28 protein-coding genes are annotated in these 23,896 nt (G+C 44.1%); 11 read left to right on the forward strand and 17 right to left on the reverse strand.

Features of this window, described 5'->3' with window-relative positions; translation table 11 throughout:
• Nucleotides 1–18: 18 nt before the first annotated feature.
• Both JO154_RS09190 and JO154_RS09195 read right to left on the reverse strand, forming a co-directional pair.
• Entirely contained in the window at nt 19–501 is a 483-nt protein-coding gene (locus JO154_RS09190; protein ID WP_291944104.1) for a DUF4822 domain-containing protein, read from the reverse strand.
• A 125-nt stretch (nt 502–626) separates the two neighbouring features.
• The gene (locus JO154_RS09195; RefSeq protein WP_291944107.1) at nt 627–1,856 is read right to left on the reverse strand and encodes an amidohydrolase; all 1,230 of its coding nucleotides are present in this window, start codon (nt 1,854–1,856) and stop codon (nt 627–629) included.
• Nucleotides 1,857–2,079: 223 nt separating this feature from the next.
• On the opposite strand from JO154_RS09195, the gene JO154_RS09200 reads away from it, so the two are divergent.
• A complete protein-coding gene (locus JO154_RS09200) occupies nt 2,080–3,447 on the forward strand; it encodes an amidohydrolase family protein (RefSeq protein ID WP_291944109.1) in 1,368 nt (455 codons plus the stop codon).
• A gap of 119 nt (nt 3,448–3,566) precedes the next feature.
• On the opposite strand, the gene JO154_RS09205 is transcribed toward JO154_RS09200, so the two are convergent.
• From JO154_RS09205 to JO154_RS09220, 4 genes are all read right to left on the reverse strand, one after another.
• The gene (locus JO154_RS09205; protein WP_291944114.1) at nt 3,567–3,977 is read right to left on the reverse strand and encodes a hypothetical protein; all 411 of its coding nucleotides are present in this window, start codon (nt 3,975–3,977) and stop codon (nt 3,567–3,569) included.
• Between the two features lie 19 nt (nt 3,978–3,996).
• Nucleotides 3,997–4,413, reverse strand: coding sequence for a hypothetical protein (locus tag JO154_RS09210; RefSeq protein ID WP_291944117.1), 417 nt, complete (start codon nt 4,411–4,413; stop codon nt 3,997–3,999).
• A 187-nt stretch (nt 4,414–4,600) separates the two neighbouring features.
• The gene (locus JO154_RS09215) at nt 4,601–5,086 is read right to left on the reverse strand and encodes a helix-turn-helix transcriptional regulator (RefSeq protein WP_291944120.1); all 486 of its coding nucleotides are present in this window, start codon (nt 5,084–5,086) and stop codon (nt 4,601–4,603) included.
• 164 nt (nt 5,087–5,250) lie between these two features.
• On the reverse strand, nt 5,251–5,772 hold the full coding sequence (locus JO154_RS09220; protein WP_291944122.1) for a hypothetical protein: 522 nt from the start codon (nt 5,770–5,772) through the stop codon (nt 5,251–5,253).
• Between the two features lie 178 nt (nt 5,773–5,950).
• Between JO154_RS09220 and JO154_RS09225 the strand changes: the two genes are divergently transcribed.
• The 3 genes from JO154_RS09225 (at nt 5,951) to JO154_RS09235 (ending at nt 8,083) form a co-directional block, all read left to right on the forward strand.
• A complete protein-coding gene (locus tag JO154_RS09225; protein WP_291944125.1) occupies nt 5,951–6,577 on the forward strand; it encodes an HAD family phosphatase in 627 nt (208 codons plus the stop codon).
• A gap of 214 nt (nt 6,578–6,791) precedes the next feature.
• Complete coding sequence (locus JO154_RS09230) at nt 6,792–7,427, forward strand: DUF4136 domain-containing protein (protein WP_291944128.1); 636 nt, start codon at nt 6,792–6,794, stop codon at nt 7,425–7,427.
• A 35-nt stretch (nt 7,428–7,462) separates the two neighbouring features.
• Nucleotides 7,463–8,083: an outer membrane beta-barrel protein gene (locus JO154_RS09235; RefSeq protein WP_291944130.1), complete on the forward strand. Its 621-nt coding sequence runs from the start codon at nt 7,463–7,465 to the stop codon at nt 8,081–8,083.
• 74 nt (nt 8,084–8,157) lie between these two features.
• Here JO154_RS09235 and JO154_RS09240 read toward each other — a convergent pair whose 3' ends face one another.
• Both JO154_RS09240 and JO154_RS09245 read right to left on the reverse strand, forming a co-directional pair.
• On the reverse strand, nt 8,158–9,201 hold the full coding sequence (locus JO154_RS09240; protein ID WP_291944134.1) for an FAD:protein FMN transferase: 1,044 nt from the start codon (nt 9,199–9,201) through the stop codon (nt 8,158–8,160).
• Between the two features lie 8 nt (nt 9,202–9,209).
• Complete coding sequence (locus JO154_RS09245; RefSeq protein WP_291944137.1) at nt 9,210–10,388, reverse strand: acyl-CoA dehydrogenase family protein; 1,179 nt, start codon at nt 10,386–10,388, stop codon at nt 9,210–9,212.
• Nucleotides 10,389–10,513: 125 nt separating this feature from the next.
• On the opposite strand from JO154_RS09245, the gene JO154_RS09250 reads away from it, so the two are divergent.
• A complete protein-coding gene (locus JO154_RS09250; RefSeq protein ID WP_291944140.1) occupies nt 10,514–10,951 on the forward strand; it encodes a YciI family protein in 438 nt (145 codons plus the stop codon).
• Between the two features lie 63 nt (nt 10,952–11,014).
• Here JO154_RS09250 and pyrF read toward each other — a convergent pair whose 3' ends face one another.
• The 3 genes from pyrF to JO154_RS09265 all read right to left on the reverse strand — a co-directional run bounded on the left by pyrF (nt 11,015) and on the right by JO154_RS09265 (nt 13,769).
• Nucleotides 11,015–11,842, reverse strand: coding sequence for an orotidine-5'-phosphate decarboxylase (gene pyrF / locus JO154_RS09255; protein WP_291944142.1), 828 nt, complete (start codon nt 11,840–11,842; stop codon nt 11,015–11,017).
• Nucleotides 11,843–11,935: 93 nt separating this feature from the next.
• On the reverse strand, nt 11,936–12,565 hold the full coding sequence (locus tag JO154_RS09260; RefSeq protein WP_291944143.1) for an FMN-binding negative transcriptional regulator: 630 nt from the start codon (nt 12,563–12,565) through the stop codon (nt 11,936–11,938).
• A gap of 106 nt (nt 12,566–12,671) precedes the next feature.
• The gene (locus JO154_RS09265; protein ID WP_291944145.1) at nt 12,672–13,769 is read right to left on the reverse strand and encodes an Mrp/NBP35 family ATP-binding protein; all 1,098 of its coding nucleotides are present in this window, start codon (nt 13,767–13,769) and stop codon (nt 12,672–12,674) included.
• Between the two features lie 137 nt (nt 13,770–13,906).
• On the opposite strand from JO154_RS09265, the gene JO154_RS09270 reads away from it, so the two are divergent.
• Together JO154_RS09270 and JO154_RS09275 are read left to right on the forward strand one after the other, a co-directional pair.
• The gene (locus tag JO154_RS09270; protein WP_291944147.1) at nt 13,907–14,560 is read left to right on the forward strand and encodes a carboxypeptidase-like regulatory domain-containing protein; all 654 of its coding nucleotides are present in this window, start codon (nt 13,907–13,909) and stop codon (nt 14,558–14,560) included.
• Between the two features lie 66 nt (nt 14,561–14,626).
• Nucleotides 14,627–15,517 carry a 3-hydroxyacyl-CoA dehydrogenase family protein gene (locus JO154_RS09275; RefSeq protein ID WP_291944149.1) on the forward strand — a complete coding sequence of 297 codons (891 nt, stop codon included), beginning with the start codon at nt 14,627–14,629 and terminating at the stop codon, nt 15,515–15,517.
• Nucleotides 15,518–15,651: 134 nt separating this feature from the next.
• On the opposite strand, the gene JO154_RS09280 is transcribed toward JO154_RS09275, so the two are convergent.
• Both JO154_RS09280 and ribD read right to left on the reverse strand, forming a co-directional pair.
• Nucleotides 15,652–16,251, reverse strand: coding sequence for a YigZ family protein (locus tag JO154_RS09280; RefSeq protein WP_291944152.1), 600 nt, complete (start codon nt 16,249–16,251; stop codon nt 15,652–15,654).
• Nucleotides 16,252–16,299: 48 nt separating this feature from the next.
• On the reverse strand, nt 16,300–17,355 hold the full coding sequence (ribD, locus tag JO154_RS09285; RefSeq protein ID WP_291944154.1) for a bifunctional diaminohydroxyphosphoribosylaminopyrimidine deaminase/5-amino-6-(5-phosphoribosylamino)uracil reductase RibD: 1,056 nt from the start codon (nt 17,353–17,355) through the stop codon (nt 16,300–16,302).
• Between the two features lie 46 nt (nt 17,356–17,401).
• On the opposite strand from ribD, the gene prmC reads away from it, so the two are divergent.
• On the forward strand, nt 17,402–18,259 hold the full coding sequence (gene prmC / locus JO154_RS09290) for a peptide chain release factor N(5)-glutamine methyltransferase (RefSeq protein WP_291944157.1): 858 nt from the start codon (nt 17,402–17,404) through the stop codon (nt 18,257–18,259).
• Between the two features lie 20 nt (nt 18,260–18,279).
• Here the strand turns inward: prmC and JO154_RS09295 are convergent, their stop codons facing one another.
• From JO154_RS09295 to pepT, 3 genes are read right to left on the reverse strand one after another with little or no spacing between them, the layout of a single operon-like run.
• Entirely contained in the window at nt 18,280–18,678 is a 399-nt protein-coding gene (locus JO154_RS09295) for a biopolymer transporter ExbD (RefSeq protein WP_111590523.1), read from the reverse strand.
• Between the two features lie 11 nt (nt 18,679–18,689).
• Nucleotides 18,690–19,406 (reverse strand): MotA/TolQ/ExbB proton channel family protein, encoded by a 717-nt coding sequence (locus JO154_RS09300; RefSeq protein ID WP_291944162.1) that lies wholly within the window; start codon nt 19,404–19,406, stop codon nt 18,690–18,692.
• Nucleotides 19,407–19,454: 48 nt separating this feature from the next.
• The gene (gene pepT / locus JO154_RS09305; protein ID WP_291944165.1) at nt 19,455–20,702 is read right to left on the reverse strand and encodes a peptidase T; all 1,248 of its coding nucleotides are present in this window, start codon (nt 20,700–20,702) and stop codon (nt 19,455–19,457) included.
• Between the two features lie 74 nt (nt 20,703–20,776).
• Between pepT and JO154_RS26500 the strand changes: the two genes are divergently transcribed.
• A complete protein-coding gene (locus JO154_RS26500) occupies nt 20,777–21,001 on the forward strand; it encodes a cysteine-rich CWC family protein (protein WP_366935578.1) in 225 nt (74 codons plus the stop codon).
• A gap of 55 nt (nt 21,002–21,056) precedes the next feature.
• On the opposite strand, the gene JO154_RS09310 is transcribed toward JO154_RS26500, so the two are convergent.
• Nucleotides 21,057–21,485 (reverse strand): peptidylprolyl isomerase, encoded by a 429-nt coding sequence (locus JO154_RS09310; protein WP_291944168.1) that lies wholly within the window; start codon nt 21,483–21,485, stop codon nt 21,057–21,059.
• 108 nt (nt 21,486–21,593) lie between these two features.
• On the opposite strand from JO154_RS09310, the gene JO154_RS09315 reads away from it, so the two are divergent.
• The gene (locus JO154_RS09315) at nt 21,594–22,766 is read left to right on the forward strand and encodes a DUF1343 domain-containing protein (RefSeq protein ID WP_291944170.1); all 1,173 of its coding nucleotides are present in this window, start codon (nt 21,594–21,596) and stop codon (nt 22,764–22,766) included.
• A gap of 36 nt (nt 22,767–22,802) precedes the next feature.
• Nucleotides 22,803–23,729, forward strand: a complete 927-nt coding sequence (gene fmt / locus JO154_RS09320; RefSeq protein ID WP_291944172.1) for a methionyl-tRNA formyltransferase — start codon at nt 22,803–22,805, stop codon at nt 23,727–23,729.
• The last annotated feature ends 167 nt before the right edge of the window (nt 23,730–23,896 follow it).

Raw genomic sequence — 23,896 nt, forward strand, 5'->3', positions numbered from 1 at the left:
TGCGTATAGGATATGGTATTAGTGCTTAGGTTCTGCGTGGGTGGTTGGTGTGTGGATGATATCGAAGTAAACGGTTTTGTCCGCAGCATTTGGATAAATGCGGTAAGTGAACTCGATTTTAGTCAACACAGTGATATCCACTACGCGTGTGAACAGTACGGCGCCGTTTGCATCTTTAGCCACAACGGTACGGGTCTTTCCATCAGCAGGAACGGACCAGTCGCCATGCATTTTCGGAGAGTCGTCCAGGTTATACATGGTAAATGTGCCGTCAGCTTTGAAGTAAGCATAACCTACGAAGTTTACAACATTCGCATCTGTCAACGCCACTTTTTCGCCTTTGTTATTTTTGGCATCGGTAGTTAACCAAGGAGTGCTGGCCAGTGTTTCGCTGGGTGTCAAAGGTCTTGCGTCCTCGTTTTTGTCTTTCTTACAGCTAAAGAATAAGGTGGTGCAAATTGCTAACAATAGTACAGTAGTAACTTTCTTTAAATGCTTCATATTAATGAAATTTTTAAGCACTACAAAGGTACCAGCCCCGTCTCTCAAGCCTTTGCAATTTTCATCTCAATACTTGTAAGATTTATAACATGCTTGTAAGTCCGCGGGGCCGTGTCTCCCTAAAATCAAAACACAATATTGCCTTTATGCACCAGTGACTTCACTGCCGACATCCTGGCTACCGCTTCCGCAGAGCAGGATGCGTCCAGGAATACCAAGTCTGCATCATTGCCAGCTTTCGGCCATTGTTGATTTCCTTTGTCGTCTAATGGGAGCGTATACCTGGTCGCAAAACCGAGTGTGCGGGAAAGATCCCATTCAGAGCTGTATCCATAAAGACCCGCAATGAGATGCGCTTTTTGCAGCATGTTACCAGAGCCGAAAGTGTTCCAATGATCTTGGATATTATCGTTTCCGATCAGTACTTCTACGCCATGTTTTCTCAATGTAGGAATAGGCATGATCGTATTACCGAAAGGCACAGAAGAGACGATACCTACACGGGCAGCAGCTAGGCGCTCCGCAATAGATTCCGTTTCAGTTGGCGTAAGATGTCCCAGTGCAAAAGCATGGCTGACAAAGGTTTTACCTTGCAGCTTTGGATTTTTACTCGCCGCATTGATCAGGTATTCAATGGTTTTCACACCGCTCTCCCCTCTTTCATGCAAGTGTATATCAATGCCTTTATCGTTATCAATGGCCAACTGCGTAATGAGGTCCATTGTTTTCTCAATGCTGCCATCAATAGAATAAGGATCTACACCACCGATGAAATCAATATTCATTTTCACCACTTCTTTTAGCAACGGGGCTGTATTCGTGTAAAATACGCCATGCTGTGGGAAAGCCACCAATTCTGCACCGACGGTTTTCTCTTTGTGTTGCAAGGCTATCTCCAGGTGCTTCAAGGAATCAAAGCCGGAAGTAGGATCGATATTGAAATGGGAGCGGATATAATGCGTACCATATCCTTGTAGAAATTCGATAAGTTTTTCTGTACGTTCAATAGATGTATGCAGCCATTCAGGAATCATTTTTTGCTCATAAGCAATGAAATCTTTTACCGTTTTCCTTTTGGAGGAAACTGCCTGCCATGGCAACCCAAACAGCATTTTATCCAGGTGAGCATGCATATCTTTAAATGCAGGCAGCATCAATCGACCTTTCGCATCAATCGCATTTTTATTAGGATCATTGGGAGTGATCGCTTTGATTTTACCATCCGCTATTTCCACACAGAAAAGGGCCGTTTTTGTTTTCACAACTTCTGCTCCGTCAAACTCGAATCCAGTTTCCAATAATACATTTTTCAATGTATAGGATTTGTCGTTAGTTATTTTAGTCTCTTGTTCCATATTGTTCAGATAAGATGTTTACAAATTCATGGAGGGTGTCCAGGACAAAGTAAAAGGTTATTCTCCCCAAATCTTTGTGTTATCTATATGGATACTTGAAAGATTTATAACAGTATATTTTATTTTAATGGGTCAATTAGTGATAAATCTTTCAAGCTAATGCATGAATCCTTCACAGAATCGGAAGATTGGAAGAGTAAATTTGTGAAAAAGCAATTGGACTATGAAGAAATCGGAAATATCCCGGAAGGACTTTATCAGGATGTCCGGATTGGGACTGGCAGGAATGGCCTTTACGTCTGGCTTACTGTCCTCCGCCAAATCATTTGCAGCCCATGCAGGTGAAGCAAGTGAAGGACCTACCGGCAGCCTGGAAATCAATGGAGGAAAGAGTTATCTGTTCAAGAACGTACGACTTGAAACGGGCTTTGTGTACGATGAAGGAGAAGTAGTTCATACCAAAACCGAATTGTTCTGTCTTGAAATCAAAGATGGAAAAATAAAAAGCATTTCCGCTAATAAACCGACTGCCGCCAATGCCATCGACGCTAAGGGCTTATTGATGTTGCCGGCTTTCAGAGATATGCATATTCACCTGGATAAAACCTGGTATGGCGGCCCCTGGCAGGCTACCAGGAGAGGCCCAGGCGGTGTAAAGGGAATGATTGCCCTGGAACAGCAAATTCTTCCAGAGATGTTGAAAACCTCGACTTATCGGGCAGAAAAGCTGATCGAACTGTTGCAATCTAAGGGTACTAACTTCGCAAGAAGCCATGTCAATATTGAACCAACATCAAAACTGCAATCCCTCAAAAACTTACAGAAAGCGCTGGAAAACAAGAAAGGCTCCTTCGGTGCAGAATTGGTAGCGTTCCCACAGCATGGTGTCTTTTACACAGACTCAGTTCCTTACTTGAAAGATGCGGCACAAATGGATATTGATTTCATCGGTGGGGTGGATCCTTATTCCGTTGACGGCGCCATCGAAAAAACAATAGATTTCACCGTACAACTGGCACTGGACAACAAAAAGGGAATAGATATACATTTACATGAATCAGGCGAATCCGGTTTAAAAACTGTGGAATACCTGATCAAAAAAGTAAACGAAAACCCTGTACTAAAGCATAAAACATTTTTAAGCCACTGTTTTGTGTTGGGTAAGCTGGAAAAAACCAAACAGGAGCAAGTAGCGGAACAATTGGGCGCAGCAGGTATTGGAATCGTATCTACCATTCCATTTGGAAGATTGATAATGCCTATCCCTACTCTATACAAATACAATGTGAAAGTGATGACCGGCAACGATAGTATCGTGGATCATTGGAGTAGCATGGGAACTGGCAGCGTATTGGAAAAAGCAAACCTAATGGCGCAGCTTTATGGTTACGCGACGGAATTACCATTATCAAGAAGTTTAAGACTCGCAACAGGCCATGTGTTGCCACTAGATGATAAAGGTAATCAACAATGGCCTAAAGCCGGCGATGCAGCGGATTTCGTGTTGATAGATGCTAGCTGCTCCGCAGAAGCAGTAGCGAGAATTTCGCCGGTGAAATCACTGATCAACAAAGGGCAGATTGTATACTAACAGCAACCGAGGGTATATAAAAACAAAAGGTGAGAAAGTGTAAGAGCTTTTTCACCTTTTTGATTTTAAAGAAGATTATGATGATATAGCAAGACGGGTTCTATTCTGCATCTTGGAGGCTAAATGAAGCTTGCAAAATCATGTACAGGCAATTCATTACGTCCTTTCTCAACTTTGTAGGTTTCAAAGGCATGTTTTTCATCTTCCTTTGATAAATCAGATTTCCCAAACTTACCTGTCTTTGGATAAAAGGCTAATATCACCACAGACTCAGACCTTTTATCAGCCAATAAATAAGCTCTATAGCCTCCCCTCTTTCCCTTACCACCACAGGTAGAGCATGGAATCCTCATTTTTATATACCTTGTATGTCCGAAATCCTGAAGGAGATGGCTATGGGCGAAAATTTCTGTAAATGATAGATCAGAGAAATAACCATATAAATCCTCACAACACCGATGATGGCTATTGGTTTTCTTATATTTCTCAAAACCCTCTCTAACTGTAGATATGGTGTAGAAAACTGGCACTGCTTTGGGGTTTATAACATCAAGAAATATAGGAAGAGAAATCACTATCCTTTCTCACCTTGTATCTGGAAAGATCATTTAAAATTTCGTACAGATCCTCCACATCTATTACAAACTGATCCAAGGAAGCTTTTACAGATTCATATACCACAGCAGACATAATCACTGTGACCAGCTTTTTGGCTAATCCAAATAAAGGGAACAGTTTTGCAATTATATGCTCAGCTTCTTCTTTAGTAATGCTGGCAAACTGAGATTCTATATCCTCCAATATGAAAACTACATGACCAGACATTTCTTGTAAACTATCTTTAATTTCCAATATGAGATCCAAGTGTTCATCAGATCCAAGAACTAATTTTTCTGTATTCTCAATAGAAGACAGCGTTGAATTAATTTTTTGATCGATTTCAGGAGAAAATGTGGCTCCACACATATGATAAAGATTTAGAGGTATGCTTAAAAATACAAACAATAGGGGCTAAGACTTCAAAAATAAAGAAAAATCCAGCAGTTGAACAACAATAGTCCGATAAATATTTTGTACTGTCAATGACGCTAAAAATATAATTCTGTAATTATCAAATCAACGATTCATCTACATTTTCACAATTACAGTTTCATCACTCCAATTCCAATTGCATCAACTCCTTACCCAATTCTCTAATACCTTGTAAAATTTTATTCGTCTGTTTTTCCGATGGAGACTTTATTCCATTTGCATATTGCGACAATAAAGATTGACTCATACCAATTCTTTCTGCCAATGCTGTTGCATTAATAATTTTATAGTACTCGAAAAACTGCTGTAGATCCAGTGAAATGATTATATCATCCTCCTTTACATGTTTCTGCTGATGCTCATCCTGATAAAGATTTATAGCATGGAGTATGTTTTTTCTCAAATCTTTGATGGTTATAGCTGTTGTACCGATAGGATATTTGTCGAATTTTTTGGCAAAAGCAGAGTAGCCAGTTCTGGTTTTCTCTACAACAAACACGATTTTTCTCATCGAGATTATACTTTGGGTTTTAACAAACTCAAAAGTAATAAAAACATTACTTATTACCCCAAAAAACAAAAGGTGAAAAAGCGCCTGCTTCTCCACCTTTCTTCATTTAATGGGGGTTTACACCAGTATTCTTTTTCTATATTAAAAGACCCGACTAACGCCTGCTTTTGCACCTTATAACCGCTTTGTTTGCTCCGCCGTGAGCAACATCCCCTTCGCGCTTGCGCGTGCAAATCTTGGCGTCTTTGCGGGAAAAAATACTAACTAAAAAATCCTGTTGCCTGTCTGTACATGCTGGCGAAGCCGGAAAAATCCTCCGGAGCAGGTTCTGCACTGGCCTTGCCTGCGGCCCATTCCTTTTTATAGGCCCTGGCAAAATCCACTATATTGTTTATTTCCATATCCACTACTTTGGTAGTATGCCCACCAATGTAGAGCCCTCGTTGTTGAATCCTATCCAGCAGCATTTTCAGGCAGCTAGCGGGATCCCCAAATGCCAAAAACAACCGAGATAACCCCGTGCCGTTCTCCACTTTTTGCACCACACCCACTATCAGCGGATCATAAACCGCCGGCCAACGACCGGAATCTGCCTGAAATCCGGAATAATTCTCATTAATGCCCGAATGGCCATTTCCACTCTCCTTCCGGAAAATCATATAGCCGGCACGTTTTACCGCCGGAGAATAAGTTGTATGCTGGATATCAGCTACCACACGGTCCATACTAACAGACGTGCGCCTGAACGGAAGCAGGGGCTTCTCTGGATACGAATTGGTCATTTTTTTTGAGGTTTTTGGAGTTCAACAATTCGGGTCTAACTATCTATCCTAAAGTTACAAATTACTATACACTTCTCCATCATTTGGAAAGTAAAACAAGTTTCCTCCTATTAATTTTTATCTAATATATAAAATATTAGTATTTTAGTCTGTCGTTTCGTTTATTATTGATAAACCTATGCAAAACCTGGAGCCGAATTATAAGGCTATTATTTTTGATTTGGGATCCGTGCTGATTGACTGGAATCCCCGCTATTTATACCGTAAAATTTTCACTACGGAAGCTGAAATGGAGCATTTTCTGAAGGAAATATGCACGTCAGACTGGAATGAGGAACAGGATGCTGGGCGCAGCCTGCTGGATGCTACTGAATTACTGATTCATCAACATCCGCAGTATGAAGCCCAAATTCGGGCCTATTATGGCCGCTGGAAGGAAATGCTAGCCGGAGAAATCGCCGATAGCGTTGCCCTGTTAAAGGAATTAAAAGAAAGCGGAAAATACCGCCTGTACGCTTTAACAAACTGGTCGAACGAAACATTCCCGCTAGCTTTAATGGAGTTTCAATTCCTCCAATGGTTTGACGGCATTGTTGTTTCCGGTAGAGAAAAACAACGCAAACCTTCCCCCGGATTTTTTAACCTGCTGCTCGACAGATACCAAGAAAGTCCTGATCATGCATTATTTATCGATGATAATATCCGTAATGTAAATGCTGCCAGAACCCTCGGTATTGAAAGCATCCAGTTCGTCAATGCGACCCAACTTAAAGAGGATCTCTTACATAAGAAAATTCTAAACTAAGTTTTCGTCGTAATACGTAATCTCCTCTTGTTGTTAACCCGAATTCCTTTTTATGATTACCTTAACAGTAATCGGATAAACCTAGTGTAACTTTGCCGCATCTAACCCGTTGAACAATAAATACAAACGAGGTTATAATGACATTATAATTCCGTTGACCCATTGCGTTTAGTCATTACGCAGGAAACCATATTAGAAATTAATACGCTAGGATATGAAAAGAACAATTTATTTACTCAGCAGCATTGCTGCATTCGCAGCTATGATGTCATTCAGCGGTTGTAGCAAAGACCCACTGAAAGATATGACGCCTGAGGAATCCAGGATTTACATCACCAACCATGACACACAGGCGAATTTTAAATCATACGCTACTTTCAGTATCGTAGATTCCGTTGCCGTATTAAGTAATCGTTCGGATACCTCTAAAAAAGCATTGACGGATTACGACAAACAACTCATCGCTTCTGTTACAGCGGCGATGCAAGCAAGAGGCTATACACTGGTGAACAAAAATGCTAAACCAGATCTCGGTGTTGCACTGACCCGTATCGATAACAGCTTCACCAACATCTCCTGGAACCCAGGATACTGGGGCGGTATCTGGGATCCTGGCTACTGGGGATATCCCGGCGGCGGATGGTATTGGCCTTCTTACTATGTCGTTTACCAAGTGAGTGAAAGACAAACTGCTATTGACTTGTTTGACCTGAAAAATCCTGGTCCAAATAATCAAATCACCGCGGTATGGAACGCCCTCTGGCGCGGTACCGGCGTGTGGACCACGAGCAATGTAAGCAGTATGGTACAGGCATCTTTTGATCAATCACCATACCTGACCAACAAATAAGCAATAGTAACGTTGAACTTTAAATTGAGTGGAAGATGAAAAAGATTAAATATTGGATGTTGATGTTTGCAAGCTGTTTCGCTGCACAAGCCGTATCTGCACAGGTACGCCCTCCGTTATCTTTTGATATAAATTATTCTGTGGCCAGCCCCCTCAGCTCTCTGAAGGATTATTCCAACAAAACCAGTTTCCGTGGCTGGAGCGCAGGATTACAATATATGCTGAATGACCAACTTTCCGTAGGACTCCGAACCGGTTTCCAAGACTTCTACGAAAAAGTACCACGCGCAGTATACCCCGATAAACTCGGCGATGTTTCCGCGGTACAAACAAGAACGCTCCGCGTTGTTCCTATCCAGGCAACCGTAGGTTGGGCTTTCACCAAACCAGATAAAGCCATCATCCCTTACGCAAATGTAGGAGTAGGTGTGGCCAATATGGACTATGAAAAATACTGGGGACAGTTCGTTGAATCAGATAATAGCTGGCAGTTCCTCGTAACTCCTGAAATTGGTATCAACGTACCTTTCGGCAAAGCCTCCCCGCTGATGTTCAATGCCAATGTACGTTATAACTATTCTCCGTATAAAATGGGTGATATCACCAATTATCAGAGCTTACAATATAGTGCTGGATTAAAATTCCATATTAACTAGATATTTTATCCATGATGCTGAGAAAGACAATGTGAGAGTGGGTCCCGTAGTTGATTACAGCTACGGGATTTTTTTTACTCCAATCTCTTTTCAAATCCTTTTGTAAATGCTTCCTGTATAGTGCCGTCGTCTGCCCGAAAAATATACAGGGCAGATAATCCATACTGTGGATGACTTTCTATCCAGGAAATCCCCTGCTGCACGCCCATTAGGATTAATGGATTATCAAATGCATCTGCGGTAAAACAATCCTTCGCCAACACCGTTACACTGATAATATTGTTATGCAACGCTTCCCCCGTGAGCGGATGGATGGTATGAGCGTAACGCGTCTTCCCCTGGTCAAAAAATCGACGGTAATTGCCACTCGTGGCAATGCCTTCCTCGGCCAAGCGCACGATGCCTGGCACCGGCTCATAAGTAGTATCTCCTTTCGACGGTCGCTCTATGCCTACACTCCAACGCTGATGCTGCGCATTAAATCCTCTTGCACAAAGTTCTCCACCTACATCCACCAGGTAATTATGAATACCTTTGGTTTCCAAAAATTTACCAATAACATCCACTGTATAACCTTGGGCAATGCCATTGCAATCTATCTGCACGCCCTGCTTAGCGGTAGTTAATGTTTTGCCGCTAACGCGGAGATAACGGCTACCAATATACGGCATCGTGGCCTTGATACTATCTGCTGGCGGGACACCACGGAACGATGGCTTTTTCACCCCAAAGCCCCAGAGATATACCAAGGGCTTCACCGTGATATCAAAAAGTCCACCAGTAGCCCGATTAGTTTCTACTGATTTCTGTATTACTGTTGCCATATGTTCATCCATCACCACACGACCGATTGCATTAAACTGGTTGATTAATGATCCCGGCTGATAAAGGGACAGTGAATGGTCTATCACGCGAAATACAGAGTCCACCTGGCGTTGCAGCGAAGCCGTGTCGGCAGATAAATATTTAACGATATAGTATGTCCCCTGCGCTTTACCCTCACAGGCTACTAGTCGCAATGGAAGAGAATCACTAACGTTGTGGCATACACGCAGCATCGCAAAGCCTTTCCCATAAAGAAAAAGACTGCATGCTGCCAGCATTAAAATCCGGCGCATATTGTTCACTATTTAAAGGCATCGAGACCGGTAACATCCATACCGGTAATCAGCAAATGTACTTCATGTGTGCCTTCGTAGGTAATCACACTTTCCAGGTTCATCATATGACGCATCACAGAGAACTCGCCTGTAATACCCATTCCACCGAGTATTTGGCGGGCATCGCGGGCAATATTGGTGGCTATCTCACAGGCATTTCTTTTCGCCATACTAATCTGTGCGGGTGTCGCTTTTCCTTGATTCTTCAACACGCCCAAACGCCAGTTCATCAGTTGTGCTTTGGTAATTTCTGTCACCATTTCTGCCAGCTTCTTTTGTATCAGTTGGAAACCACCAATCGGACGGCCAAACTGTACCCGTTCTTTAGCATAACGCAAAGCTGTATCGTAGCAATCCATCGCGGCGCCTACTGCGCCCCAGGAAATGCCATAGCGGGCAGACGACAAGCAACTCAGCGGCCCTTTCAGCCCTTGCACACCAGGTAAAATATTATCCTTGGGAACACGTACGTTATCAAACACCAGTTCACCAGTAGCGCTGGCGCGAAGACTCCATTTATCTTTGATTTCAGGTGTAGTAAAACCTTCCATGCCACGCTCTACAATGAGTCCGCGTATCACGCCCGCTTCATCTTTCGCCCATACTACCGCGATATCCGCAAATGGGGCATTGGAAATCCACATTTTAGCGCCATTCAGAATAACATGGTCACCATCTTCCTTGAAATTAGTAATCATACCAGCAGGATTGGAGCCATGATCCGGTTCTGTGAGTCCGAAACAGCCCATAAATTCTCCTTTTGCTAGTTTCGGGAGATACCATTCTTTCTGTGCCTCACTGCCAAAAGCAAAAATGGGATACATCACCAAAGAGCCTTGTACAGAAGCGGTGGACCGAATCCCGCTGTCGCCCCGTTCGAGCTCTTGCATCATCAATCCATACGATATATAGTCCAGTCCGGCGCCGCCATATTGTGTCGGAATAGTAGGTCCGAAACAGCCTAGTTCGCCAAGACCAGGAATTATATGAGAAGGGAATTTTGCCTGTTGGCAACAGTCTTCGATAATAGGGGATATTTCTTTCTTTACCCACTGTCTTACAGCATCACGGATTAACAGATGTTCTTCTTGCAGGAGTTCGTCTACGTTGTAATAATCGGGCGATTGGAAAAGATCTTGCAGCATGAGCGCTTAAGTTTTGGTTGACAGCAATATAATGAGATATCAACGAATTGAAAAGGACAGTAATTATTAGATTATTAACATGCTAATTTCTAATACGTTAGTACATTGGTCGAAATTCAAGAGTTATGGCAAGTAAAGTTATTCCGGCATTACTGTTGGTGGGATTCCTGGTCACTCTGATGATTTCCTTTCGCGCCACTCCGTTTAGATCCACTGCTGTTTCCAAACTCCAAGACAGCTTAAAATCCAACCAAGCACCTAAAATGAAACGCTATTGGATGGTGTTCCTGAAAACAGGACCACACCGGGATCAAACCAAAACGGAAGCCGCAGATATTCAACGAAAACATCTTGAAAACATTGGTAAACTAGCCAAAGCAGGAAAATTAATAGTCGCCGGCCCTTTCGAGGATGACAGTGACCTACGGGGTATATTTATTATGGATTGTAAAGACAGCCTAGAAGCGGCCAGTTTAGTGCAAACAGATCCTGCGGTGAATGCAGGCCGACTCGCCTTCGAGATCAAACCCTGGTGGACAGCCAAAAATTGTCTATTCAAATAGACAAAAAAAGAGCAGCAATACACCAAAATGCAATTACTGCTCCTTTATGTTCGAAAATTTCAATTAGATAGTACCTACTGCAATCTGGCTCAGGTAAGTAGCCATTTCCAGTTGATATTGCTTCGCCACTTTTCTGGCTTCTTCTGCAAAATCTTCACCGTTTCCAGCGTAGATAATAGCGCGACTAGCATTTACCAGCAGTCCGCAATCCTTATTCATCGCCTGACGGGAGATTTCTTCCAGACTGCCGCCTTGTGCGCCAACGCCTGGTACCAGGAAAAAGTGATTTGGTGCGAGTTTACGGATCTCCGCCAGTTGTGACGACTGCTGTGTAGCGCCAATCACAAACATGAGATTATCCGGAGTACCCCACTGCATGCCTGCTTTCAGTACTTTTTCAAAGAAAAATTCTTCTCCGCACTTTTGCAACTGAAAATCCTGGCTGCCTTCATTGGAAGTCAGTCCCAGCATGATAGCCCATTTTTCAGGGAACTGCAGGAAAGGTTCCACACTGTCGCGACCCATATAAGGCGCCACTGTTACGGAATCAAAATTGTAGGTATCGAAAAAGGTTTTCGCATACTGCGTAGATGTGTTTCCGATATCTCCTCTTTTTGCATCAGCGATGGTGAAGATCCCTTGAGGGATGTATTCAATGGTACGCTGCAGGCTTTCCCAGCCGCGAATACCCATGCACTCATAGAACGCTGTGTTGATCTTGTAAGCAACACAAAGATCTTTGGTAGCATCAATAATTGCCTTATTAAAAGCAAACACCGGATCTGCATGAGAGAGCAGGTGCTTTGGAATCTTTTGCAGGTCTGTATCAAGACCTACACAGAGATAAGATTGCCTTTCCTTAATCAGATTCACCAATTCCTGTCGATTCATAGTCGGTTTTATTTGGGGCGCAAAGGTAAGCAAAACTGGCCCAATTAAAGTTATTTCATTTTACCCTGATAATTATCACGCCTACCAAATTTTTTAAATCCCCGGTGCAGGCCGTCTGGCCTCCATTTCATCCGCAATGCGGTGGGACTCCTTATCATCTCTCTCCCGCAAATGTTTGATCACGCTAAAGTAATCATCATCATTTTTATTGGCGCTCAGTTTATAATTCGCATCAATATCACGCACTTCTATTTCAAAACCTACGATAGCCTTTAAGTTATTTGATAAAGTTTTCTCATCTATATCTTTTAAGCTAACAGGATGTTGAGACGCTGCTTCATAATGTTGCATCAAGTCATCCAGGTTTTGGATGAGTTCCTGTTCGGATAAAATTCTTGTTTTCCCATGTACATGCACCACCATGTAATTCCAGGTAGGAAGTTTATCCTTTTGGTACCAGGAAGAAGAGATATAAGCATGTGGGGTAGAAAATACCACCAGGGTATCTTGTTTGCCGAAATACTGCCATTGCGTGTTTATTTTGGCAATATGTCCTTGGAGTACATATTTTCCGTCAGGATTTTGTTTTAAGGTGAGCGGGAGATGCGTAGCTCTCGGAACGCCATGGTCATCCGTATCCACAACCAGCGCAAAGCTGAATTCACGCATAAACGCCTCAATCTTGTTCCAGTCTGTTTCTCTGTTAAGTTTTGCAGTGTACATAAAGCGGGGATTTGGTTTAAAAGGTACAAAAAAAATATGCAGACGTTCCCCTTGATGAAGGTAGAAGTCTGCATATCCATAAAAAATTATAATCGGGAAAAGTAGCTTATACTACGATGTCCACCATTTTAGTAGGCGCTATATTGGCATTACGCATCGCGATATTGCGGGCGGCAGCGCCAGCGATATCCAGGAATGCTTTGCGAGTAATTGGCTCATCACCGGCCATAGCAGGCGTACCATAGTCGCCGCCTTCGCGGATACTCTGTACCAGCGGAATTTGACCGAGGAAAGGAATATCCAGTTCATCTGCCAGTTTGCGACCGCCTTCCTTACCGAAGATATAGTATTTGTTTTCCGGCAGTTCAGCAGGTGTGAAGTAAGCCATATTTTCCACCAGGCCAATGATAGGTACATTGATTTGTTTACCCATGAACATCGCAATACCTTTTTTCGCATCAGCGAGGGCCACGTCTTGCGGTGTGGTAACGATTACTGCACCGGTAACAGGAACAGTTTGCACGAGGGTCAGGTGAATATCGCCAGTGCCAGGAGGCATATCTATGATCAAGTAATCCAGATCGCCCCAGTGTACATCGGTGATAAACTGACGCAGCGCGCTGCTGGCCATAGGACCTCTCCAAACCACTGCTTCTCTCTCATCGATGAGGAGGCCAATAGACATGAACTTGATACCGAATTTCTCCATTGGTTCAATCATACCTTTACCTTCCACGCTCACCATCATTGGACGTTCGCCGCGTACGCCGAACATAATAGGAACAGAAGGACCGTAAATATCTGCATCCATGAGGCCTACTCTTGCACCATCACGACCCAATGCCAGGGCCAGATTGGCTGCTACAGTGGATTTACCCACGCCGCCTTTACCGGATGCCACCACGATAATATTTTTCACATTCGGCAACGCACCGCTACCATCTTTTCGTTTACTGCTAACATTCGCAGTCATCACCACTTCCACTTCCGCTTCTTTGCTTACCAGCATGTGAATCGCATTCACACAGGCATTGCGGATCATATCCTTCAGCGGACATGCAGGCGTTGTCAGTACTACCGTAAATTTTACCTTATTCCCGTCTATTTCTATATCTTTGACCATGTTCAACGTCACCAAATCTTTCCCCAGATCTGGTTCTTCTACGTTGCTCAGGGCTTTTAAAATCTGCTCTTTCGTCATCATAAATTGTTGTTAAATTAGATTCCAGAGAGCAAAGTTAACCCAATTGGGACTTAATTTACAACTCTGATTTGCTTCTATGTAACTATCAGGAAGTATGATCATAACACTTAAAATAATTTCTATATCTTAGAGTGGTAATGCAGAAAAGATCCTACATACTGTCACTTTTAATTGTTCTCCTTTTATCTCCTTTCCTTCTGAAAGCACAGATTCAGGAATTTAAAGACAGCATTATCCAGATATCTGGTATCACCATGACGGCGGACAGCCTGAAGGCCATACCTGCAGTAAGTATCCTTGTAAAGGGCCAGGGAAGAGGTACCATCTCCAACCGGCAGGGGGTATTTTCCATTGTCGTTTTCAAAGGAGATACCTTAAGCTTCTCTGCAGTAGGGTTTAAGAAGAAAGATTATAAGATTCCTGTCAATTTGCCCGGCAACGCCTATTCTCTAATACAGTTAATGGTGGAGGATACCATGTATCTCCCTGCCACTATCATTCGTCCATATCTGACGAAAGAAGAATTTGAGCGAGCCTTTGCCAGCATGAGCATCCCAGACGATGCTTACGAAGTAGCCAGAAAAAATACAGAAGGCAATCGGCTCCGCGCCCTTGCCCGCATCACGCCTATCGACGGCCGTGAAGGCACTAATATGTACCTGAAGAAACAGGCGCAATCCCTCTATTATGCTGGCCAGCCACCTCCACAGAATATTTTCAACCCACTTTCTTGGGCTCAATTTATCCAAGCCTGGAAACAGGGAGATTTCAAGAGGAAAGATGATAATTAGGCGGTTTATTCGTTTATTTGTTCATCTTAATTTCATCCTGTAAACGAATAAAACGTTTCATACACCATGCAAAAAATTGCAGTAATTGGCGCTGGTACCATGGGAAATGGTATTGCACACGTATTTGCGCAGAATGGCTTTCAGGTACACCTCATCGATGTGGCGGAAGCCGCCTTGCAGAAAGCATTACAGACCATCGGCAAAAACCTGGACAGACAGGTTGCTAAAGGCACTGTAACAGAAGCGCTGAAGGCAGAAACCCTGGCCAATATCACCATCTTCACAGACATCGCCACCGGCGTTAAAGATGCGGACCTCGTAGTGGAAGCCGCCACAGAAAACATTAACCTGAAACTGAAAATTTTCCAAGACCTGGATCAGCATGCAAAACCTGATACCATCCTGGCTACCAATACCTCTTCTATTTCCATCACTAAAATCGCAGCCGTTACCAAACGCCCCGGTAAAGTGATTGGTATGCACTTCATGAATCCCGTTCCAGTCATGAAACTGGTGGAAATCATCAATGGCTATGCTACGGAAAAAGAAGTCACCAAAACCATCGTTTCCCTCTCCGAAAAACTGGGCAAAGTACCTTGCGTGGTGAATGATTACCCAGGATTTATTGCCAACCGCATCCTGATGCCGATGATCAATGAGGCGATCTATTCCCTCTTTGAAGGCGTTGCTGGCGTGGCGGAAATCGATACGGTGATGAAACTAGGTATGGCTCATCCAATGGGACCTTTACAACTGGCGGATTTTATCGGCCTGGACGTGTGCCTCTCCATCCTGAATGTATTACACGATGGTTTCGGTAATCCTAAATATGCGCCATGCCCACTGCTGGTGAATATGGTAACTGCCGGATACCTGGGCGCGAAGAGCGGAGAAGGGTTCTATAAATATACCGCTGGTAGCAAAGATCTGGTAGTAAGCGACCGATTTGCTTCTTAATAATTTCTTTTAGTTCCGTGCGAAGCGCGGAACTAAAAGGAAGAGAGACTGAAGTGACGTCTGCGACGTCACTTCAGTCTCTCTTCCTTTTTTGTCGCTCCTGCCCGCTGGGCAGGAGCGACAGACTAAACTAATTATTTAAGCGCTCTGATTTCCAATCCACGGATATCCTGCAACCGCAGCAGGCAAAGCTCTTCCTGGCTTTTAGGCACCCCAATATCCATGGTACAAAACAACTGCATTTCCTGAGATAACACAGTCACATTATGCTGCTTCACCACCGTCATGACATCATTCATAATGGTGTAATCGAAGCTCAGGTGGTAACGTTTCTCCACATTTTTCTGGATAACGGGCACCAACTGCAACACCATCGCAGTACTCAGCTTATAGGCATTGATCAGACCAGGTACGCCGAGCAATGTTCCGCCGAAATAGCGCACTACCACTACCAGTACATCCGTGAGCTGTTTGCTATCGATCTGGCCCAGGATAGGCTTTCCGGCGCTTCCAGAAGGCTCTCCATCATCATTTGCACGATATTGTAATCCATCTGTACCCAGGCGGTAAGCATAACAATGATGGGTAGCTTTGGGGTGTTCTTTTTTGATTTCCAGCAGGCAGGCTTTAACATCATCCACTGATTTCACGGGGTATGCATATGCCAGGAATTTACTTCCCCTGTCCTTAAATTCAGCTACAGCATTCTTATCAATAGTAAAGTAAACTTCCATCCAAACAATTTAGAAAAACCAATTAATTCACATGAGTGCTTGCTGCACTTACATTCCATCAGCATGTCGATGGTAAATATCTATTCTGTCTGTATCCAGTGTATACGTTTCCGTTAGCGCGGCGTAAGTCAATACAGGAGCAGGTTTCCCTCCTTTCAGTGTACCCGGTCCCGTGATAATACGACATTCATCCCACAGTCCGCTTTCAATGAACTGTTCCAATACATGCGGACCTCCTTCTACGAGTACGCTGATGATATTCTTTTTATGTAATTGATCCAGCAGTTGTGGCAACAAATCATCATAGAAATCCAGTTGCATGATTTCCGAAGAGCCTTCGGCATCGGCAGACCGTCCAGAAATGAAGATAGTAGGCACGCTGCCATCCCATACATGATATTCATGGGGCACTTTCAGCGCCTTATCGATCACCAGGCGTACAGGGTCTTTTCCCGGCCAGAGTCTTGTATTCAGTTTAGGATTATCATGCATTGCAGTACCGGTACCTACGAGGATACTCATTTCCTCACTGCGCCAGCGATGCACCAACCTGTCTGAATAAGTATTGGAAATCCTTACCGGTTTGTAATCATCTGCTGCCATGAGACCGTTGCGCGTCTGGGCCCATTTCAGGATGACATAAGGTCTTTTGCGCTCGTGGAAGTTAAAAAAGCGACGGTTAATAAACCGACATGCTGCTTCCAACACGCCCGTTTCGACCGAAATTCCGGCTTTTTTGAGCTTTTCTATACCTTTTCCGGCCACTTTGGAAAAAGTATCCTGACAACCAATCACCACATGTGGAATTTTATTTTCCACGATCAGATCGGCGCAAGGCGGCGTTTTGCCATGGTGTGCACAGGGCTCCAGGCTGACGTACATGGTTGCCCTGGAAATCAGGTCCTTGTCTTCCGGCGCGACGCTGTTAATACAATTCACTTCAGCATGGGCCTGGCCATACTGTTGGTGATAACCTTCTCCAATGATACGTTGCTGATGTACCAGTACGGCCCCCACCATCGGATTGGGAGCGGCATGGCCGGCGCCCATAGCGGCCAGCTCCAGGCAACGTTGCATAAAAAATTCATTGAAAGTGCTATCCATAATCCCCGGTGATATAAGTATGTTTGCAAAAATATTGTTTTTACACTTGACTATACAAACGGCCTTCACTTTTATTACCGGCGCCATTGGCGATATTTACGAGGAGCGGGAAGCTTCCAACATCGCGCATATAGTGTTGGAGCATATTACCGGCCTAGGGAAACTGGACCGAATTATTCATAAAGAACGTGCGTTAACACCAGAACAGAAGGAGCAGTTGATGGCCGCCATAGCCGCTTTACAGCGCATGGAGCCTATCCAGTATATCACGGGAACAGCCTGGTTTTATGGCCTGGAATTTAATGTGAGTCCTGCGGTGCTGATTCCCCGACCAGAAACAGAGGAATTGGTAGATTGGATAGTAAAAGATGCCGTAGGCAGACACGGACTCCATATACTGGACATTGGCACGGGGAGTGGATGTATTCCATTGTCGTTAAAATCCGTCCTGCCAGATGCTTCCATCTCCGGAGCAGATGTGAGCGATGCAGCGCTGGATGTAGCCCGCAGCAATGGCGTTAAACTGAACCTGGATGTAAATTTCCGCCGCCTGGATGCCTTAGACCCTGCACAGATGGCCGGTTTGGAGCATTTTGATATTATTGTCAGCAATCCCCCTTACATCACGCAAAAGGAGCAAGCAGAAATGCAGCAGCAGGTTTGGGGCTTTGAGCCCTCGCTGGCATTATTTGTACCCGATAACGATGCATTGTTATTTTACCGACATATAGCCCTTACTGCGCTGGAAAAACTGCGCAAGCCGGGACTATTGTATTTTGAAATCAATGAGGCCCTAGGAAAAGAAGTAGTGGGATTATTGCAGGGACTTGGATTTGAGCAGGTAGAACTGAAACAGGATTTCTTCGGAAAAGACCGTATGGTAAAAGCAGGAATTACGGCATAACCGTAATTCCTGTCTGAATATTATTCTTTATGCGCGGTGGCCAGTACCACTTTTGCCCCAACTGATCGGGCAATTTCCATTACACTCACCACATCTTCAATAGGAACTGTTTTCTCTGCATTGATTACCACGGTAGGATCCACGGTTTCGTGGGTCAGCGCGGGCAATAATGCCTGTTTGAGCGATTCGAAAGGCACTTTGTTGGTACCTACAAAAAACTCATGGTTACTATTGATACTTACCACCACCGTTTGTTTGGCTTTGGTATTGCTGGTAGCCTTTGGCAGCGCCAGTTTGATCACATTTGGATTGGCCAGCGTGGAAACAATCAGGAAGAATAACAGCAGAATGAACAAGATATCATTCAATGCTGATTTATCCATCTCTACGTGTTTCCTATTTCGACTGCGTAAATTCATTATCCGTTAGTTTAGCGGGTTGGTTCCTGCAGAATATCCACAAATTCAGCGGAGGCACTCTCCATTTTATTCACCACCTTATCGATTTGGGCGTTCAGGAAGCTGTAACCGATAAAGGCAATAATACCGATAATCAGACCTGTAGCGGAGGTAATCATCTTTACATAGATACCGCCAGCAATGGTTCCCAGGGTAATATCGGAAGTGATGGAAATGTTGAAGAAGGTCTGGATCATCCCAGCGATGGTACCGAGAAACCCGAACATAGGGGCTATCCCGGCAATAATAGATAGGATTACCAAGTTTTTCTCCATACGGTAAACTTCCAGCTTACCTACATTCTCCATGGATTTTTCGATGGCATCAATTGGTTTACCAATACGCTGAATGCCTTTATCAATCGTACGTGCGATAGGACTGTTGGTATTCTTCGCCAGGGAGCGAGCCGCCTGGATATTGCCGTTCATGATCTGATCGCGGATCATTGGCATGAAGTTGTCCTCCAGTTTACCGGCCTTAGAGATGGTAAGCCATCTTTCAACAAAAACGAAGACCGCAATCACTGACAGCAAGCCCAATGGAATCATCAGCACACCGCCGTTTTTCAGTAGTTCCAACAGACTGATATGCTTGTCTGCCGTTGCAGCAGCGGCAGTAACGCCCTGTGCTACTGTATCTGCCTTGGGAAGAAGTTGATCCTGTAATAGCGTGATAAGTCCTAACAACATGTTTTGATTTTATACTAATAACGGTTAAAATAGTAAAATATTTACGAATTATGCTTTTTCCTCCCAAACCTGTGCCAGAAGTACAATTGTTTGCACTGCTTTTTGCATATCTTGGATACTCACGTACTCATGTTTGCTGTGGAGGGCCATTTCACCGGTAAAAATATTTGGACAAGGAAGTCCCATAAAGGAGAGACGAGCACCATCAGTACCACCGCGGATACTCATTTTCAGTGGTTGTACCCCTGCACGGCGGATCGCTTCGGCGGCATAAGCAGTTACCTCTGGATGTTTATCCAGTACTTCTTTCATATTTCTATACTGTTCATTGGTGCGCAGCACACCTTTAGCGCCAGGATAGCGTTCCAGCACTTTTTCCATGATACGACGCAGGAAGTTTTCATGCATTTCCAGGGCAGAAGTCTCGAAATCACGGATAATGAAGTCGATCTCCGCTTGTTCTACGGTGCCGCTTATACGTACTGGGTGTACAAATCCTTCTCTATCTTCAGTAGTTTCAGGAGAGAGGCTATCTTTCGGTAATGCATCTACGATTTCGCTGACAATTTTGATAGCGCTGATCAGTTTGTCTTTCGCAGCACCTGGATGCGCGCTAACGCCACTGATAACGATTTTAGCGGAATCGGCAGAGAAGTTCTCATCTTCCAGGGAACCCAATTCGCCACCATCCATGGTGTAGCCGAAGTCTGCTCCCAGCTTTTGCATATCCACTTTTTCCACACCGCGGCCCACTTCTTCATCAGGTGTGAAGAGAATACGGATAGCACCGTGTTTTATTTCTGGATGCGACATCAGGTAGTTGGCGGCATCCATGATTTCCGCCACACCAGCTTTATCATCTGCACCTAGGAGGGTAAGACCGCTGGCAGTGATAATGTCGTCTCCCTTCTTACTAGCCAGATAAGGATGTTCGCTGGCACGGATAATGACAGACGAATCGTCTGGCAATTGAATATCTTTCCCGTCATAGTTCAGGTGCACCAGCGGTTTTACATTGGTGCCACTGCTGTCTGGAGAGGTGTCCACATGGCTGCAGAAACAGATGACAGGTACTTTTTTATCAGTATTGGCAGGAATGGTAGCATATACATATCCATGTTGATCCAGTTCTGCGTCGGTGATGCCCATGGCATGCAGTTCCTGTACCAGAAGCCTAGAGAGGTCTTTTTGTTTTTCAGTGGTAGGAAAGCTGCTGCTCAGCGGGTCTGACTGTGTATCTATTTGCGCGTAACGCTTGAAGCGTTCGTCTACGGTATATTTATAATTTGTAAACATATTGCAAACGTAAGGAAAAATCGGGGATGCGTTTATGCCGCCAATGTAAATTCCGAATTCATTAAATTTGGATTATGACAGAAAATGAAGGCTATATAACTACTTGTCCGCGTTGCGGGGGCAGCATAAGATGCAATGTGGATGATATTGCCAGATGCTGGTGTACCCAATTATACCTGAGCAGAGCAGAACGGGAATTTATTGCCGATAGGTATGAGGATTGTCTTTGTGAGGGCTGCTTGCAGGCGATTAAAACTGAAATGAAGACAGTGCAGGAGAAAGGGGGAGACAGCCAGTAAAAGAAAAATCCTCCCCACACGAAGCATGGAGAGGATTCTTTGGGAAATATGGTGATTATAAAATTTCAACCAGTTCCAGATCGAAGATCAGATCTTCGCCAGCCAGTGGATGGTTACCATCCAGGGTGATAGTTTCAGCACTTACAGCTACTACACGAACAGGGATTACCTGGCCTTCAGGACCGCTCATCTGCAGTTGCATACCAACTTCAGGATTCAGACCTTCAGGAATATTTGATTTAGGAAAATCGATGATGAATTCAGGTGATTTCTGACCATATGCCTGATCAACAGGGATGTTGATGGTTTTTTTGTCGCCCACTTTCATTTCCAGCACACCATTGTCAAAACCTTTGATAACCATACCAGAGCCTACCGTGAACTCCAGTGGTGCTCTTCCTTCAGAAGAATCGAAGGTAGTACCGTTAGTTAAACGGCCATGGTAGTGAACTCTAATTGTATCCCCGTTTTTAACAGTTTGCATAATAATTATTTATTTAGTGTTAAGATAAGAATTATTCGCAAGGTAAGCAAAGCATCCCGAATCACCATTTTTTTATACAACACAATTGAATTGCCGTATATTCCACTTATGAAACGAATACTCTTTGCTACTTTCCTGACCTGTATGCTAGGAGGCCAAGCCATGGCCCAATACGCCACCAATGTGATTACCGGCGCCGATCAAATCAGCGAATGGGCACCGTCACTGAAGAACAGTCGCGTTGCTTTGTTGGTCAATCAGACAGCCACAATAGGTAATACACATTTGGTAGACTCCTTGTTGAAATTAAAAATTAAAATTCAGAAAATTTTCAGTCCTGAACACGGTTTCCGAGGAAATGCAGACGCTGGAGAAAAAGTAGGTAATACTACTGATCCTGCAACTGGTTTACCAATCGTGTCCCTTTACGGCACCCACAGAAAGGCCACCAAAGCCGATTTACAGGATGTGGACGTAATTATATTTGATATTCAAGACGTTGGCGCCCGCTTTTATACTTACATTTCTTCGCTGCAAGAAATCATGGAATCCGCTGCCGAAAACAAAAAGCAGGTACTGATATTGGACAGGCCCAATCCTAATGGCGACTATGTAGATGGTCCTATTCTGGACACTGCCTTCAAATCCTTTGTAGGCATGCAGCCTATTCCCATTGTACATGGCATGACGGTAGGCGAGTATGCCCGCATGCTCAATGGCGAGGGCTGGCTGCAAAAGCGCGTGAAAGCGAATATCAAGGTGATACCATGTAAACACTACACCCATCATACCTTTTATGCATTGCCTGTAGCGCCATCACCCAACATTCCCAACATGAAAGCGGTGAACTTGTATACATCGCTCTGTTTCTTTGAAGGCACCAATATCAGTCTCGGACGCGGTACAGACAAGCCTTTCCAGATTTATGGTGCTCCGTCCCTACCGCATACTGGATTTTCGTTTACCCCTCGCAGTACGCCAGGAGCTAAAAATCCACCATTAAAAGATTCACTCTGTTATGGTGAGGATCTTTCCAATGCGCCGGAAGCCACTCCCAGCTTAGGGAGGAAAATCCAATTAAAATGGCTGTTGTCTGCCTACAAAAATTATCCAGATAAAAGCAGGTTCTTCATTCCTTTCTTCAACAAACTGGCAGGAAATGCGACCCTGATGCAACAGATCAAAGATGGCATGAGTGAAGCAGATATCCGTAAAACCTGGGAACCAGGGCTGGAGAAATTCAAACGCATCCGCGCGAAGTATCTGCTGTATGCAGAATAATACGGTTGTTAGAAAGGTTCTTTTTATTTTTGCAACATGTCAAAAGATTTGAGAATAATATTTATGGGTACGCCCGACTTTGCCGTGGCGTCTTTGGATATACTTGTTAAGAACGGTTTTAATGTTGTTGCAGTTATTACTGCTCCTGATAAGCCCGCGGGTCGCGGCTTACAACTGCAGGAGAGTGCGGTAAAAAAATATGCCGTAGCCAACAATCTGCCTGTACTACAACCGGAGAAGTTGAAAAACCCTGCATTCATCGAAGAATTAAGGGCTTTGAAAGCAGACCTGCAAGTAGTAGTAGCATTCCGTATGCTGCCTGAAATGGTATGGGATATGCCTCCAGAAGGTACGATCAACGTACATGCGTCGCTGTTACCACAATACCGCGGGGCCGCTCCTATCAACTGGGCGATCATCAACGGTGAAAAATCCAGCGGTGTTACCACTTTCAAACTGCAACACGAAATCGATACTGGAGACGTGCTGTACAGCCAGGAAGTACCTATCCGCGAAGATGAAACGGCCGGCGAACTCCATGATGCCCTCATGCAAACTGGCGCTGACCTGCTGTTGAAAACAGTACAGTCCATCGCCGCAGGCACTGTAAAAGGTACGCCACAGGCTCATTTCGAAGCTGCTGAAATCAAACATGCACCTAAAATTTTTAAAGAAACCTGCAAGATCAACTGGGAAGCTTCCATCGATACCGTGTATAATCTAGTGCGTGGATTAAGCCCCTACCCTGCTGCATGGAGCACCTTACAAGATAAAAGTCTGAAAATCTATAAGGCGCATAAAGAACACAAACAACCTTCTATTGCACCTGGAGCATTTGAAACAGATCAGAAAACTTTCCTGAAGATAGCCGCTAAAGATGGCTACCTGGTATTGGATGAGATACAATTAGAAGGAAAGAAGAAAATGACTGTGGTGGAGTTTTTGAGAGGGTATCGATTTTAAATTTAATGGTAAAGATAAACGAGGGTGTCTCAAAAGGCACCCTCTTCTTTTTTATGGTTGGTCAAACCGATCAGGGGTGTTTTTCGTTTTTAATAATATGCCTAAAGGAAAAACACTATCTGTAATTTTTAAAGCTAACCTGCAACACCAGGCGATGCTTTTTCCGC

Source organism: Chitinophaga sp. (assembly GCF_019236475.1).
Taxonomy (GTDB): domain Bacteria; phylum Bacteroidota; class Bacteroidia; order Chitinophagales; family Chitinophagaceae; genus Chitinophaga.

What these genes read in the sequence shown, in the direction of transcription:
- JO154_RS09270 (WP_291944147.1), top strand. Translation starts at nt 13,907, where the DNA reads ATGCAGAAAAGATCCTACATACTGTCACTTTTAATTGTTCTCCTTTTA.
- JO154_RS09280 (WP_291944152.1), bottom strand. Translation starts at nt 16,251, where the DNA reads ATGGAAGTTTACTTTACTATTGATAAGAATGCTGTAGCTGAATTTAAG.
- JO154_RS09315 (WP_291944170.1), top strand. Translation starts at nt 21,594, where the DNA reads ATGAAACGAATACTCTTTGCTACTTTCCTGACCTGTATGCTAGGAGGC.
- JO154_RS26500 (WP_366935578.1), top strand. Translation starts at nt 20,777, where the DNA reads ATGACAGAAAATGAAGGCTATATAACTACTTGTCCGCGTTGCGGGGGC.
- JO154_RS09240 (WP_291944134.1), bottom strand. Translation starts at nt 9,201, where the DNA reads ATGCGCCGGATTTTAATGCTGGCAGCATGCAGTCTTTTTCTTTATGGG.
- JO154_RS09260 (WP_291944143.1), bottom strand. Translation starts at nt 12,565, where the DNA reads ATGTACACTGCAAAACTTAACAGAGAAACAGACTGGAACAAGATTGAG.
- JO154_RS09230 (WP_291944128.1), top strand. Translation starts at nt 6,792, where the DNA reads ATGAAAAGAACAATTTATTTACTCAGCAGCATTGCTGCATTCGCAGCT.
- JO154_RS09220 (WP_291944122.1), bottom strand. Translation starts at nt 5,772, where the DNA reads ATGACCAATTCGTATCCAGAGAAGCCCCTGCTTCCGTTCAGGCGCACG.
- JO154_RS09210 (WP_291944117.1), bottom strand. Translation starts at nt 4,413, where the DNA reads ATGTGTGGAGCCACATTTTCTCCTGAAATCGATCAAAAAATTAATTCA.
- JO154_RS09245 (WP_291944137.1), bottom strand. Translation starts at nt 10,388, where the DNA reads ATGCTGCAAGATCTTTTCCAATCGCCCGATTATTACAACGTAGACGAA.
- JO154_RS09190 (WP_291944104.1), bottom strand. Translation starts at nt 501, where the DNA reads ATGAAGCATTTAAAGAAAGTTACTACTGTACTATTGTTAGCAATTTGC.
- pyrF (WP_291944142.1), bottom strand. Translation starts at nt 11,842, where the DNA reads ATGAATCGACAGGAATTGGTGAATCTGATTAAGGAAAGGCAATCTTAT.
- JO154_RS09295 (WP_111590523.1), bottom strand. Translation starts at nt 18,678, where the DNA reads ATGAATTTACGCAGTCGAAATAGGAAACACGTAGAGATGGATAAATCA.
- JO154_RS09250 (WP_291944140.1), top strand. Translation starts at nt 10,514, where the DNA reads ATGGCAAGTAAAGTTATTCCGGCATTACTGTTGGTGGGATTCCTGGTC.
- ribD (WP_291944154.1), bottom strand. Translation starts at nt 17,355, where the DNA reads ATGGATAGCACTTTCAATGAATTTTTTATGCAACGTTGCCTGGAGCTG.
- JO154_RS09200 (WP_291944109.1), top strand. Translation starts at nt 2,080, where the DNA reads ATGAAGAAATCGGAAATATCCCGGAAGGACTTTATCAGGATGTCCGGA.
- JO154_RS09310 (WP_291944168.1), bottom strand. Translation starts at nt 21,485, where the DNA reads ATGCAAACTGTTAAAAACGGGGATACAATTAGAGTTCACTACCATGGC.
- JO154_RS09265 (WP_291944145.1), bottom strand. Translation starts at nt 13,769, where the DNA reads ATGATGACGAAAGAGCAGATTTTAAAAGCCCTGAGCAACGTAGAAGAA.
- JO154_RS09275 (WP_291944149.1), top strand. Translation starts at nt 14,627, where the DNA reads ATGCAAAAAATTGCAGTAATTGGCGCTGGTACCATGGGAAATGGTATT.
- JO154_RS09300 (WP_291944162.1), bottom strand. Translation starts at nt 19,406, where the DNA reads ATGTTGTTAGGACTTATCACGCTATTACAGGATCAACTTCTTCCCAAG.
- fmt (WP_291944172.1), top strand. Translation starts at nt 22,803, where the DNA reads ATGTCAAAAGATTTGAGAATAATATTTATGGGTACGCCCGACTTTGCC.
- JO154_RS09225 (WP_291944125.1), top strand. Translation starts at nt 5,951, where the DNA reads ATGCAAAACCTGGAGCCGAATTATAAGGCTATTATTTTTGATTTGGGA.
- JO154_RS09195 (WP_291944107.1), bottom strand. Translation starts at nt 1,856, where the DNA reads ATGGAACAAGAGACTAAAATAACTAACGACAAATCCTATACATTGAAA.
- pepT (WP_291944165.1), bottom strand. Translation starts at nt 20,702, where the DNA reads ATGTTTACAAATTATAAATATACCGTAGACGAACGCTTCAAGCGTTAC.
- JO154_RS09235 (WP_291944130.1), top strand. Translation starts at nt 7,463, where the DNA reads ATGAAAAAGATTAAATATTGGATGTTGATGTTTGCAAGCTGTTTCGCT.